13 protein-coding genes and 1 pseudogene are annotated in these 13097 nt (G+C 29.3%); 5 read left to right on the top strand and 9 right to left on the bottom strand.

Going from position 1 to position 13097, the window contains the following annotated elements:
- Positions 1-9 precede the first annotated feature (9 nt).
- The 4 genes from murB to ACFSX9_RS00055 all read left to right on the top strand — a co-directional run bounded on the left by murB (position 10) and on the right by ACFSX9_RS00055 (position 3050).
- Positions 10-1017 carry a UDP-N-acetylmuramate dehydrogenase gene (gene murB / locus ACFSX9_RS00070; protein WP_379802842.1) on the top strand — a complete coding sequence of 336 codons (1008 nt, stop codon included), beginning with the start codon at positions 10-12 and terminating at the stop codon, positions 1015-1017.
- A gap of 153 nt (positions 1018-1170) precedes the next feature.
- The gene (locus tag ACFSX9_RS00065; protein WP_379803065.1) at positions 1171-1374 is read left to right on the top strand and encodes a membrane or secreted protein; all 204 of its coding nucleotides are present in this window, start codon (positions 1171-1173) and stop codon (positions 1372-1374) included.
- A 12-nt stretch (positions 1375-1386) separates the two neighbouring features.
- Positions 1387-2496 (top strand): glycosyltransferase, encoded by a 1110-nt coding sequence (locus ACFSX9_RS00060; protein ID WP_379802839.1) that lies wholly within the window; start codon positions 1387-1389, stop codon positions 2494-2496.
- Positions 2487-3050 (top strand): RNA polymerase sigma factor, encoded by a 564-nt coding sequence (locus tag ACFSX9_RS00055; RefSeq protein ID WP_379802836.1) that lies wholly within the window; start codon positions 2487-2489, stop codon positions 3048-3050. The genes ACFSX9_RS00060 and ACFSX9_RS00055 overlap by 10 nt, the downstream gene beginning before the upstream one ends.
- A 173-nt stretch (positions 3051-3223) precedes the next feature.
- Here the strand turns inward: ACFSX9_RS00055 and ACFSX9_RS00050 are convergent, their stop codons facing one another.
- From ACFSX9_RS00050 to ACFSX9_RS00010, 9 genes are all read right to left on the bottom strand, one after another.
- Complete coding sequence (locus ACFSX9_RS00050; RefSeq protein WP_379802834.1) at positions 3224-4024, bottom strand: DUF5984 family protein; 801 nt, start codon at positions 4022-4024, stop codon at positions 3224-3226.
- Positions 4025-4257: 233 nt separating this feature from the next.
- Positions 4258-4959 (bottom strand): CPBP family glutamic-type intramembrane protease, encoded by a 702-nt coding sequence (locus ACFSX9_RS00045; RefSeq protein ID WP_379802831.1) that lies wholly within the window; start codon positions 4957-4959, stop codon positions 4258-4260.
- A 341-nt stretch (positions 4960-5300) separates the two neighbouring features.
- On the bottom strand, positions 5301-6446 hold the full coding sequence (locus tag ACFSX9_RS00040; RefSeq protein ID WP_379802828.1) for a hypothetical protein: 1146 nt from the start codon (positions 6444-6446) through the stop codon (positions 5301-5303).
- A gap of 744 nt (positions 6447-7190) precedes the next feature.
- Positions 7191-7820 (bottom strand): hypothetical protein, encoded by a 630-nt coding sequence (locus tag ACFSX9_RS00035; protein ID WP_379802825.1) that lies wholly within the window; start codon positions 7818-7820, stop codon positions 7191-7193.
- A 142-nt stretch (positions 7821-7962) separates the two neighbouring features.
- Complete coding sequence (locus tag ACFSX9_RS00030; protein WP_379802823.1) at positions 7963-8493, bottom strand: hypothetical protein; 531 nt, start codon at positions 8491-8493, stop codon at positions 7963-7965.
- 162 nt (positions 8494-8655) lie between these two features.
- A complete protein-coding gene (locus ACFSX9_RS00025) occupies positions 8656-9567 on the bottom strand; it encodes a hypothetical protein (RefSeq protein ID WP_379802821.1) in 912 nt (303 codons plus the stop codon).
- Between the two features lie 146 nt (positions 9568-9713).
- A complete protein-coding gene (locus tag ACFSX9_RS00020) occupies positions 9714-11375 on the bottom strand; it encodes a HEAT repeat domain-containing protein (RefSeq protein ID WP_379802819.1) in 1662 nt (553 codons plus the stop codon).
- Between the two features lie 185 nt (positions 11376-11560).
- Positions 11561-12088 carry a hypothetical protein gene (locus ACFSX9_RS00015; protein WP_379802817.1) on the bottom strand — a complete coding sequence of 176 codons (528 nt, stop codon included), beginning with the start codon at positions 12086-12088 and terminating at the stop codon, positions 11561-11563.
- A 166-nt stretch (positions 12089-12254) separates the two neighbouring features.
- A complete protein-coding gene (locus ACFSX9_RS00010; protein WP_379802814.1) occupies positions 12255-12734 on the bottom strand; it encodes a hypothetical protein in 480 nt (159 codons plus the stop codon).
- A gap of 125 nt (positions 12735-12859) precedes the next feature.
- Between ACFSX9_RS00010 and ACFSX9_RS00005 the strand changes: the two are divergent.
- Positions 12860-13097: pseudogene (locus ACFSX9_RS00005) on the top strand (IS1182 family transposase); the annotation flags it as partial.

Here is a 13097-nt window from a genome sequence, read left to right as displayed (position 1 = left end):
TACATTCACATGCAGATTCAAACTGATTTTTCTTTAAAAAACTACAATACGTTTGGAATTGAAGCCAAAGCCAAAGCCTTTGTTTCGGCGGAAACACTTGAAGATTTGAAAACTGTTTTGCGACAAGATGAGGATGTTTTTATTTTAGGTGGTGGTAGCAATATGTTGTTAACGCAGGATATCCAGCAGTTAGTTGTGCACGTCAATTTAAAAGGAAAAGAAGTTACTGAAACGAATGAAGATTATGCTATTGTAAAAGCGCAAGCTGGAGAAAACTGGCATGAATTTGTTCTTTACTGCATTGACCAAAATTTAGGTGGCATCGAAAATCTATCATTAATTCCGGGAAATGTTGGGACAACTCCTATTCAAAATATTGGCGCTTATGGTGTTGAAATAAAAGACACGATGCTTTCTTGTGAAGCTTTGAATTTAAAAACCTTGGAAATCGAAACTTTCACTAATGCTTCTTGCAAATTTGAATACCGCGAAAGTATTTTTAAAAAGGAATTAAAAAATCAATACATCATTACTTCAGTTAGTTTTAAATTAAGCACTACTAATCATAAAGTTTCTACAACTTACGGTGTTATTGACGCTGAGTTAAAAAAGAACAACATTGAAAACCCAACACTAAAAGACATCAGTAATGCTGTAATTGCGATTCGTCAAAGCAAATTACCAGATCCAAAAGAACTTGGAAACAGTGGTAGTTTCTTCAAAAATCCTATTATTACCAAAGAAGCTTACGAAAAAGCAAAAGCACTTCATCCAGAAATGCCTCATTATGTAGTTTCTGAAACGGAAGTAAAAGTTCCGGCTGGATGGTTAATTGAACAAGCGGGCTTCAAAGGAAAACGTTTTGGCGATGCAGGAGTTCATAAAAACCAGGCTCTAGTTTTAGTTAATTATGGAACAGCAACTGGTGCGGAATTGGTTGCGCTTTCAAAAAATATTCAACAAACAGTTTTAGATCAATTTGGAATTACTATTGATGCGGAAGTAAATATTATTTAAAAATAAATTCCAAATCTTACATTCCAAATTCCACTTTTTCAAACTTCATTCTGGAAATGCAAAAAACAAATTTTTGAGTATCTAAATTAACAAAATCCTATGTGTAAATCGGAATTTGTTTCGTAAATTTGCAGTTCAAAATACATAGAAATGATAAAGCTTTTATTGATCACTATTGGATTAGTAGCTCTTGCATTCGCAGGAATCGCAATAAAAATTTGGGCAAAAAAAGACGGGAAATTCGCAGGAACTTGTGCGAGTCAGAGTCCGTTTTTAAATAAAGAAGGAGAAGACTGTAGTTATTGTGGGAAAACTGCTGAACAAATGAAAGATTGTAGCGAGCCGACACACTCTTAATTTCAGTAGCCTATGATACTAACAATACTTTTAATCGCATTTGCGATTATCGTGTTTATTCAGTTTATTTATTACATTTTTATTTTTGGAAAATTTTCTTTTGGCAAACAAACAGAAGCCAATCCAAAAAACTTACCTATTTCAATTATTGTTTGTGCTAAAAACGAAGCAGAAAATATTAAAAAATATTTTTCACACTTGCTTACGCAAAATTATCCCGATTACGAAATTGTCTTAATTGACGATGCTTCAAGCGATGATACTTTGGAACTTTTTGAAGCTTATGAAAAACAATATTCTAATGTTAAATTAGTAAAAGTTCAAAACAACGAAGCTTTTTGGAGCAATAAAAAATGGGCGTTGACTTTAGGTATAAAAGCTGCGAAAAATGAATATCTCGTCTTTACAGATGCAGATTGCTATCCCACATCAAACGATTGGCTTTTACAAATATCGACTCAATTCTCCAAGGAGAAAACAATTGTTTTAGGTTACGGTGCTTATGAGAAAGTGAAAAATTCATTTTTAAATAAGTTGATCCGTTTTGAAACGCTTTTGTCTGCTACTCAATATTTCTCGTGGGCAAAAATAGGCAGACCTTATATGGGCGTGGGCCGAAATTTAGCTTATAAAAGAGATGAATTTTTCAAGGTGAGAGGTTTTCAAGATCATATGAAAATTCGTTCAGGCGACGATGATTTATTTGTCAACCAGGCCGCAACAAAAGATAATACAGCAATTTTATATACACCACAAAGTTTTACATTATCTGAACCTAAGACAACATTTAAATCTTGGTTTTACCAGAAAAGAAGACATACTACAACAGCAAAACATTACAAATTATTTGACAAATTTCAATTGGGCTTATTTTTCTTTTCTCAATTTTGGTTTTTGATTTTAGCGCTTGTTTTACTAGCTTTTCAGTTTGAATGGATACTTGTTTTGACCCTAATTGTAGTGCGTTACTTATTCGCTTGGACCTCTTTAGGCTATGCTGCTGCAAAATTAAATGAGAAAGACGTGATGTATTGGTTTCCATTTATTGAAATTGTGCTTGTCTTTACGTTTGTTAACGTGTATTTTAGAAACCTTTTCTCAAAACCAGTACATTGGAAGTAAACTCAGTAATCATTCAGGAAAACATTGAAAAAGCAAAAAAGAGCGACCAAGTGGCGTTCACTTTTCTATTGGATTTCTTCTGGAATGAAGTTTATGGCTTTATGTTAAAACGCACTGAAAACGAAACCGATACGGATGATATTGTAATTGAAACTTTCGCGAAAGCGTTCGATAAAATCGCCACTTACAATCCTGAATATGGTTTTAACACTTGGTTGATTGCGATTGCTAAAAACGTTCATATTGACATGCTTCGCAAAAAGAAAACTTCTCTTTTTGTTGATATTTCCGATGACGAAGATCACAAAGCTTATAGTGTTGTAGATGAAACGAATTCGGCGGAAGACGAATTGATTATTGAGCAAAACCTTGCCCAATTGTTGCTGTACATTAAAAAATTAAAACCTGCTTACCAGGAAGTAATTCAAATGCGCTATTTTCAAGAAATGACCTATCAAGAAATGGCGGATCAAAACAACGAACCGCTTAATAATATTAAAATCAAACTGCTTAGAGCAAAGAAATTATTGGCGGCGATTATTACGGAGAAATAGCAGATTATATTACAAACTAAAAGTTCAACCAATTTACTTTTTTCCCTACTCTACTCTTAAAAATGATAATTTAGTATTAATGTGATAGATTTCATAGTGGAAAATTGAATCAAAAAGTCGTTCTAAAATTAAGGGTGAAATTGCTCTGTTGCTGAACAATTACGGAAAAATTATTATTTAATTTCCCTTTGCATACGCTTATATAAATCTTCAGTCGCTTCCCAATTTTGTCCATCTTCCATATTTTGATCAAGAAAAGATAGTTTTTTTTCAAACTCCAACTTTCGCTCTTTATGTTCTTCGAGAAGTCTGATTTTATCTAATTTAACTTCGGTCCAATTTTTTTCAATTGCCAAATCTATTTGCTTATCCATTGCAATAAAAAACGCTTCTCCAAAGCTTTTCACTTCACTTACAAAGTCAGTATAGTTCATTTCTAAACTTCCGTCATTTGCTGTCCAAACACTAACACCATTCTCCAAGATACACTCAGTTTCCCACACAATTCTAATTTTTCCATTATGTCTAAAAAAGTACAGATATGGCCCTCCGATTAAATGTCCTGAATCAAAAGAACGTTCGGTTGTCCACGAAATTAATTTATCATATTCGTCAAAATAAAAGTCGCTGTATTCGTCTTCGTCTGTTTCATATATATCAAGCCATTTTTGAGCATTATCCTTAAATAATTTTATATTTTCTGTACGATTATAAAATCTTTCAGGAATTGATTCACTAATTTTTTCAAAAAGATGTGAAAAATCCTCCAAAAACCTAACGATATAGTAATCATTGTACTGTGATTCTTTACCTTCAAATTCTAGTAAAGCTTCTTGTGAATATTCATAGATTGTGTTGCAACCAAATGTCAACCACAAATCTCCATCAGTAAGCGCGAACCAGTGTAATGATAATTCCTTTCCTTCTCCCCAAGGTACTATTTTATCAAGTTCTCTTAATTTAAAATTTATCATTTTCATTATTTTTACTATTAGCTTAAGCTATAGCGATGTTAGAGTTAATGAGGTTTTAATACGAAGTATACCAACTATAAAATTACTACTATTAGATTCTTCAAGCAAAGGCGGAACTTCAAGTTTGAAAGCAAGTTAAATTCTAAATTGATTCTTCAACTTGAATTTCTCTAGATCGAGTTGCATTGAAAAATTTCAGTTTGCCCAATTGTACTCCTTTACAAGCTACTCTTTTAATTCAATAGTAAATAGCCTATAATATTCCCTCCTACATTGATTATAGTATGGGCAATTATACAAGGTAGTATAGAATTATAAATTAATCTTAAATATGCGAAGACAAAGGCAGCAAATGATGTAAACAGATAAATCAAAATCGCCTCAAAAGAATTGGTTGTCTCCAAAATATGCAATATCCCAAAAGGAATTGTATGAATAAACAGAAGTAAATAAACTAAGTAATTTTTAGCATTATTTTGTTTTAGGTAATACAAAAGAAATCCTAAGAACAAACCTCTTAAGCCTATTTCTTCTGCAACGCTAGGCATAAAACTTTGATAAATATAATATTCTGTATTTTTTAACTCCGTCGTTTCATTCATTAAGTAACTAACAAGAATACCTACTAAGATTGTTAATATAGCAATTACAAAAGTCTTCACTAGCCACATTTTTTCCTTTGGAAGATTTAGAGAAAGAAGCTCTTTAGGATTTTTATGAAAGTAAGCAAAAATCAAAACAGCAAATAACGAAATGATTTGCTGTCCCCAACCGTAATCTAAGTTAAGATCTAAATTACGTTGTAATTCAGAACCTAAAACAACAAAACCAAAATAAACTATAAATGAAACTAATGCCCAAAGAATTGGTTTACTTCTGATTTGTATTAATTCAGATAGTCCAGCAAATTGATTTAAGTTTATAGTATGCTTCATGATTTATTTTTTAAAGCATTTTGTAGTTTTACTACTAACGCTTTGTGGTTGATTATAGTGGTTTTACTGTGACGTAAGTTCAAACTATAACTTGAAATAAACTTGAAGTTAAGCAACATAAAAAACCAACGTTACAACTCCAGAAAATACAAATAGAATTGCAGAAATCTTAAAGTTTACTCAAAAATTAATATTTACGCAATGCACCTTAGCAAAACTAGTTCAGAAAACTTACAATAATATCGCGTAAGCGTATTTAAAAGATTTTATCTGTATTGATATCATCGATGTGTTAAAATTATAGTGATGTATGTAAAGGTCACCGAGGTCAGCAAAAATTTCTATTTCATAAACATCCCTGAAAACAACATATTTTTATCAAAGATCAATGTTACTTTATAAGGTGTGTTTTTAATTTCAATATAGTTTGCGAATTTTAAATCATCAAAATCTATTATTGTTTTTTTGTCTAATAATTTTACAACATTCTCAAATTTCATACCTGCTTTTAACCCATTCTCAAATGAAATATCAACTTTTTTGAAGTCATTGATGGAAAATCCATTTATTATATTTTCCTTTTTATTGTCGGGATTGATTTTATTAACAGACAAATAGAAGTAGAAATCGTGATAATCATTTTGATAAATAATTCCAGAAATATTTCCGGTACTTCCACTAATTTCATCCATTCTATCAAAATTTTTATTAGTTTCTGATTTTACAAAATCTCCTTCATTTGATTGTCCAACTATTAAATTATTTATACTCCAATTTTTGTCAATTTTAATTATTGGTTTATTTTTCACATCTTCTGGTTTCGTGGCATTCTTAACTAATTCTTGCATGTATTGTGCATTGTCACAACCTCCAAAATCTATTAAACCGTTAAAAGTATCCCAATAGCAAGTTTTAGACAAATACTCATTATTTAAAATGATAAGTTTATCATAATCAGGTGCGTAGAAAATATATTTATGCTCGCTTTTTACATTCCAATATAATCCGTTATCTGTGTTTGGATTTTTTAGTCCTTTCCCATATTTTGCTTGAATTTTCTTTAAAATATCCGATTTTAAGCTTGCAGTTTTCATTTCAATTCTTACGCCATAGATTTTGTTTTCTGCATTAAATGCTCCCAAAATATCATTTAAATCTTTTGTGCTTTTTATTGGTCTCAAATCAATATGACCTCCGCCAAATCTGGTAATGCTATCTGTTTTGAGTTTTTCAGAGTTTATCTGAAAAATAATCTTCTGTCCTTTCAAATCAATTCCGTCAAAACTATATTTTTCAGATTTTTCAACTTCTAATAATAAGCAGAATGGATATTCGACCGTTTCAATACCAAGAAGCAATCTATCCTCAAAATTTATTATTGGTTCTATTGGTTCGTTGAGATTTAATTGTGACAAATCAATACTTTCTTGTCTATCACAACAAATCATAACTGGCAAAATCGTAAGTATTAATAAAAGTTTTTTCATGGATGTTATCAATTTGTGTGGTTGTATGGTAATAAAATATTACCATCAAAATGTTTGATAAATACTTTGGTTTGTTTTTTTTATAAATATAATAAAGCGTTTCAATAAAAAGTAATCTTAGAAAAAGGAAAACAATATTATAGTTTCTAAATCATAAGTTTCCATCCATAATTATATTCTGCAAGTACTAGAAATTAATAAAAATAAGCTACAAAAAAAGTCATAACAAACTTTTCAATGAAGCAATTCTAGTGTAATTTAATTATTGAAGAAACTAACTTATAAAGCTCGGAAAGGGTGCTGCTAACTTTAACGTTTTTTAAATAGAAGCGATCTTACACAATATTTATTCTCCTATGATTTTTATCCACAATAGTGCGCTATAAATTATTAATATTAATGTTATGCCCAACAAAAGACATTCAGAATTAGCGGAGTCCTTTTATACGAAAAAGCACTCTTGCCTCCAAAATAATATTGCCCAAAAACTTTTATTTTTTCAGAAGTCTTTAGCTCTATTTCGTGTTTAAATTCAAACATTGATTTTTGGTAATTACAACTAACGTTTAGGCTATGGTTAGTGCCGGATTAAAAGCAACTAAACTTTCGATTTAGCACTTAGCCAAAACTTTTTATTTTGTTTTATCTTTTTTGTTCTAAAGCCAAATCAAAAAGATTTGGCGGACTTGGTTAAAAGCTCTAAACTTTAGGTCGAGCACCTAACCCGTATTAACTATAGCATTGTTATAGCCTTTTTTCTATATATTCAATTCTCTCTTTTTCAGAGTTCACAATTCCTTTTCCTTGTTGATCCATTTGATCATAACTACCATAGTGCTTGATAAATTCTGTAATATTATATTCAGCTTCTTGTTTTGCTTCTTTAAGTTTATCTGCTAGAATTAAACTATCTGTTTTTTGATTAGATGGAACTAGTTTACTTAATTTTTCCCAAGAATTATTGTCTTCAAAAAATAATTTACCGTGATTCAAGTAGTTTGACCATATTGTTTCCATGATTTTTTTTGAGTCACAATTCCAAAACTCATAATCATTTCCAGTTCTAAGATTTTTATTCATTCCCGTAAAGGCAGAATAATTACATTCAAGATATTCAGTAGGTATTGAGTTGGGAAAATTATCTTTTGTCCATTTTTTATAAAAATTACATACGACATCATATTGTTCTCCATATCTAATCATTCCTTCCGCGTAATTTCTCAAATTGCCTGTGAACTTTATCTGTTGAATAAAACCATTTTTTAATTTACGTTTAAATAGGAGTTGTGATTCACTGAAAGTAAATCCTTCACTAATCAAATTATCTTTGAGATACAGATTAATAGCTGATAAAATTGTTTCTCTAGGTGTCATTTTTTTAATTGGCTATACTGTTTGGTGGCTGCAAGAAGTTGCTTTGATTAGGCACAGACCAAAACAAATAGAGGCAGATTTTCTACTCATAAAAGTTTTTAAAAAGGAAAAAACAAGCCTTAGCCATTTTATAAAAACAGTTTTAGGAGATGTTTTTCATTAAGTTTTCTATACTGTTTACGTTTTCAAGATTTTTACCATAATCTACCAAAGTTGTTTTCAATTTTGGTCTGCTCGAAACTTGATATTCAAAATTACTGTTTTTATTAAATTTAAGAATAATCTTTATTTCTTCTCCCCAAGATTTCATAGTCATTCCAGTTTGAAATAAAACTCCATTTTCTATTTCTCTCATTTCCATTTTTCCAATTGTTGAGTCTGATTTTAGTTTCTGGATTAGTTCGCTTTTATTCAGTTCAGAACTTATTATTCTAGTTTGATTTACTCCTACGTTAGCATCAGAAATGTTTTTAATTCCATTTTTTTTTAGTTTATTCACATGAATAGAAACTAAAATTAATGAAACAAAAACTCCCACAAATAGCGACTTTGGTACATAGTTCCATAATGTTAATTGATTTCCAAGTGCTAAATCAAATAAAGCCATAATTAAAAAATAAATAATTGCAGTTTGTAAAAATAACTTTAAATATAATTTTATAATTGATTTCATAATTTTTCTTTTTTTTAAATATCGCCTAACTTGTTTGTGTAAGATTAGTGGCTTGCTTAAACACCAAATTTAGTAAATAAAAACCGAATAGAAAATCCGCGAGGATTTTCGAAATTAGGCGAGAACCAGGTCATTAATTATACACGGTGTTGCCAGTAGTCTTTATTCAATTCTTATTTGTTTATTAATTTTTTCCGCAATTGACGAATCAACTATTACTTTACTTTTTACTTTGACTTCACGATAAGAAACCAGCTCGTATCCATCTTCTCTATTGTATGAGTCATATGCTTCAATTCTTTTAATAATCCCATTTTTATCGTAATAGATTTTGGTTTTTTCTTGAAGACCATCTTTTATAATCTGTAACTCCTCAATTTCAACTAAAAAATCATCTTCGTTATAGGTTCTAATTTCCTTTTTAGAGTAATCTTCTGCATCATTATAATGGGTTTGGAAAATTCCGATTCGTTGCCTGTCAGAGTAAGTGTAATTCCATTCCCATCTTAGTTTTCCATCGTGGATTTGTTGCAGGGAAATGAGTTGTTGTTTTTCGTTGTATTCTCTTTTATAATAATAGGTTGAGTCGAAAATAATTCCTTGATATTCGCCTTTTTTATTATACCAATAGTCAGCTTGAGTGTAAATTGTGTCGGAATAAATTTCATAAATTTTTTCCGAGGTAATTTTTGTTTTGGTACTATCAAAATCAAACTTTTTGAAATACTTGTTTGAAAGATTTTTGTCGTAGTCAGTTTCCCAAATGTCAATTTTGGATTTCAATCCATTTGAATCATAGTTATAAATATTGATCTGGTTTAAAACTCTTAAATCTGTATTGTGATGTTTTCCGAAACTTATGGATTTCAGCAATGTTCCGTTTGAATTAAAAAACATTTTCACAAAAGGTCGGTTTTTTCTATTGGTTTTCTTTTTTGTCAATTCGTAATCCGAATTTCTTTTAAAATTATGTCCAATTAATTCAACCTCAATTTCGCCAACTTTTTCTGTTGGTTTCTGTCCGAATAGATTCAGAGTCAAAAAGATCGATAGTATCAACAATGTTTGTTTCATTCAAATTTCTGGCACCGTATTGGAGCTTGCCGAGGTTGGGGACTTTTGAAACCGAGTATTTTAGGCTTAACGTAAAAGTAGTAAAAAAACGCTAATTCCACTAAATCCCCAATCTTGGCAACGGCTGTTGCGTGCTATATTTTTATTTAATTCCAATTTCTTAATAATTCAGTTGCAAGTTCTTTTACAACTTCTTCATCACTATTAAGAAATGATTCAATTTCTTTTTTTGCTTTTTCTCCTCTAATCATTGCTAATGCTTCCAAATAAGTTCTCGAGTTTAAATCACTTTCTTTTCTAGTTTCTTCACAAACTTTAATAAGTAAATCAACGGAACTTAAGTCTTTTAGTTTTCCCAATCCTAATGCAACATCATATCTTATTGAAAAATCTGATTTATCATTTTTGAGAATTTTTTTAAAAAGTTCTTTATGTTTTTCTAATGGAAAATTTGCCAAATATTCTAATGAACTTCTTTCCCAATCCAAATCTTCGCCACTTTCTTTATATATTTTTTCCAATACACTTTGTTGATTATTTATATTATTCTCAATGAGCAAATTTACTAATGCAGTTGTTCTGTTTTCTTTATCGTTTATTAATATAGGTAAAAGATCAATTACTTTTTGATTTTTATTTCCTTTTAATGCTTCAGCACTCCAATATCTTATAGAAGAGTTTTTATGTTTTAAAAAGCCAATTAAAATATTAGTACTTTCAATATCATTTCTTCCTTGCAATCCTCTAACCAATTCTTCAATTACTTTTTCATTTTCGGTTTCTTTTAAAGTATTTTGGATATTTGGTAATAATTCGTCGGAGTAAATTAATCGATTACTAGGAACTGAAAAATAATAATCATTTGAAACCTTTTTTGTTTTTAGTAATTCTAGCCAAAACTTTAAATTGTCAATTTTCTTTGATTCAAAAAAGCAATCTAATAAATCATCTGAAATACTATCTTTTTTAGTTGTTAATGTTTTTAAATATTCTTTATCACTATTTGTTGGACTATTAGCTAAAGCTTCTAAAGCAATCTTTCTTGTTTTATCATTGTCTAAAAAAGGTTTAAACGTTTGTAATAAATTCCCTATTTGAAGTTCTTTTACTGTGTAAATTGCATATCCTTTTATGTTTAAATCCCAATTTGTAACAGCTTCTAAAACAATTTTTTCTGTTTCAGGATTCTTTCCTGTTTGTGACAATATTTGAATAGCTAAAATTTTGGCTTTTAAATTTTCACTATTATATCTTTTGTATGCTGTTTCTTGCAAACTATCTTTGTCTAGTTTGATAAATAATTGCAACATATGTGCGTCACCGAAGTCTTCGTTTTCGACTAAAAAATCAAATACTTCAGTAGTATGTTTAGTTTTTAAATTCAGCAATGACATAACACACCAAATTAAATTGTCTTTTACTTTTTCCATTTTTAATTTGTCTAGTAATTGATCTTCTTTTGTTAAATCATTAGAAGCACCAATAATTAAATATGAAAATAAGCGTTGATATGAATTATCTGAATTCAAAATTTTATCAATATTATCTATATATAAATCATCATTTTTAAAATCACTTAAAGGATAATTTCTCAAATTTTCTCCTTTTAAATTTGATGTTAATTGTGTAATATCACTTTGTGCTGTCAAAAGATGAGGATATCTAGAAAACAAATCATTTATATTTGTTTCATTAAACTTTTTGTCTAATGACAATTTAAAATCTTCTTTAAATTTTGTTATATCTTGTGATTGAACCTTTGTAAAAAAAGTCAAAAAAATAATTGTAATAATAAGTTTTATTTTCATTTCTATTTTTTTTGTAATTTCGGAGAATATAGCACACAACGTTTTGCAGCTAAAAGAAGTGGCGACGAGGCAAGACCAAGCCAAAACAAATATAACGCAAACTTTTGAATTTTAGACGAAAATTCGGAAGTATGCCTAACCTAAGCCATTTATTTTAAATGCTATTAACTGTAGGCTTTTGTTGATTAGTCTTCATTCCAAATACCCAGTTTATTATCTGATGCAAATTGTTCAGCTTTTTTTATTTTCTGAATAAACTCCTCATATTTTTTAGAATCAATATAGACTTTTATTTTTGACTCATCAATAGACATATAATCATTAGGCTCTTCTTTTAAAGTTTTGGGTCTCATCATAGTTCCTCCTGGAAAACAACCATTTTTAATTAAAAATTCATTAATTGTATTTCCATATTCATCTTCAAGCCAACAATAATTTATATTACCATTATTGTCATCAATTAATGATGATACAAGAATTATTTTAATTTTTTTATGATTTAATATCCAAGAATTTATTAATTCGTCAGTATTTTCTGAAGACGGTGTTCTAAAAAACCCTTTACCAAGTAAACAATAAACGTTAGATTTATCTCCTTTTTGACCTCCAAAGATTGATTCAAACTCAAAATTTTCAAATTTCAAATTGGTATTCTGACTCCTGCATTCAATTAAGCAGAATAATAAAAATAGGTACAAAAAATATTTTTCCATTTTGTTCTGTAAGCTTATATTTAACGTTTTGCAGCTAAAAGAAGTGGCGACGAACCAAGACCAAGCCAAAACAAATATAACGCAAACTTTTGAATTTTCGGAGAAAATTCTGAAGCATGCCCTTGTCTAAGCCATTTATTTTAACTGCTGTTAGCAACTGACTCTTTTAACCATTAGATTTAAATAATTCATTAGCTTTAATAAACACATTTACTTCTTCTTCCACATCGTATTTTCTGTCAGAATATAATGGAGAAATTAATTTATCGTTCTGGAAATAAAATTTCTTTTTGGTTTTCTTTTTTTTGCCACGAAATATATTTGATTCTGCATATATAAGTTTAGAATCAAAATAATAGTATGTCCACTTTTCTTTCAAGTTACTTTGAGTATAATAAATTCTCAAAATTTTATCTGAATACTTTAATATCCGTGTCTGAATTTTAGTTGATTCTGTTTGTTTGCCATCAATTCTTCCATGTGAAGGAATTACCACAGAGTTTTGAATTTCTTCTTGAATAAAATTAGATATACTGTCTGCAAATTTTATTTGAGATTCGATAGCTTTTATTTCCACTAAATTCTCATTATTGTCTTGTCCAAAGAGAAATATTGGAAATAGTAATATGAATATTTTTAATTTCATTTTTAGTGCTTATCGCAATTTTTTTTTGAGCTTGATGCTAACGTCAGTCTGTGAAAAAACTAACGTTTTATTCTTTCAAAAATAGTCAAATTATTTTAATAAAAGGATTAAAAGTCTTATATTTAATGATGCAACACATCACAGGAATACCACGTAATCAAATGTGTTTTTCTAGTTTAGAGGACACTATTTCATCAGAAAATCCTATTCGATTTATAGATGCTTTTGTAGGAGCTTTATCTTTAGAAGCTTTGGGTTTTTCGGTTCAAACGATCAAATCAGAAGGACGTCCTACTTTTGATACTAAAATCTTCCTTAAATTGTATCTTTATGGGTATTTCAATGGACTTCGCAGTTCTAGAA

The sequence above is a fragment of the Flavobacterium ardleyense genome (assembly GCF_042686085.1).
Taxonomy (GTDB): domain Bacteria; phylum Bacteroidota; class Bacteroidia; order Flavobacteriales; family Flavobacteriaceae; genus Flavobacterium; species Flavobacterium ardleyense.
Note: the sequence above shows the minus strand (reverse complement) of the source record. Positions and strands in the feature narration are given on the sequence as shown.

Bases quoted from the DNA above. Each gene is read 5' to 3' on its own strand.
- murB (WP_379802842.1), top strand. From the start codon at position 10: ATGCAGATTCAAACTGATTTTTCTTTAAAAAACTACAATACGTTTGGA.
- ACFSX9_RS00060 (WP_379802839.1), top strand. From the start codon at position 1,387: ATGATACTAACAATACTTTTAATCGCATTTGCGATTATCGTGTTTATT.
- ACFSX9_RS00050 (WP_379802834.1), bottom strand. From the start codon at position 4,024: ATGATAAATTTTAAATTAAGAGAACTTGATAAAATAGTACCTTGGGGA.
- ACFSX9_RS00045 (WP_379802831.1), bottom strand. From the start codon at position 4,959: ATGAAGCATACTATAAACTTAAATCAATTTGCTGGACTATCTGAATTA.
- ACFSX9_RS00040 (WP_379802828.1), bottom strand. From the start codon at position 6,446: ATGAAAAAACTTTTATTAATACTTACGATTTTGCCAGTTATGATTTGT.
- ACFSX9_RS00035 (WP_379802825.1), bottom strand. From the start codon at position 7,820: ATGACACCTAGAGAAACAATTTTATCAGCTATTAATCTGTATCTCAAA.
- ACFSX9_RS00030 (WP_379802823.1), bottom strand. From the start codon at position 8,493: ATGAAATCAATTATAAAATTATATTTAAAGTTATTTTTACAAACTGCA.
- ACFSX9_RS00025 (WP_379802821.1), bottom strand. From the start codon at position 9,567: ATGAAACAAACATTGTTGATACTATCGATCTTTTTGACTCTGAATCTA.
- ACFSX9_RS00020 (WP_379802819.1), bottom strand. From the start codon at position 11,375: ATGAAAATAAAACTTATTATTACAATTATTTTTTTGACTTTTTTTACA.
- ACFSX9_RS00015 (WP_379802817.1), bottom strand. From the start codon at position 12,088: ATGGAAAAATATTTTTTGTACCTATTTTTATTATTCTGCTTAATTGAA.
- ACFSX9_RS00010 (WP_379802814.1), bottom strand. From the start codon at position 12,734: ATGAAATTAAAAATATTCATATTACTATTTCCAATATTTCTCTTTGGA.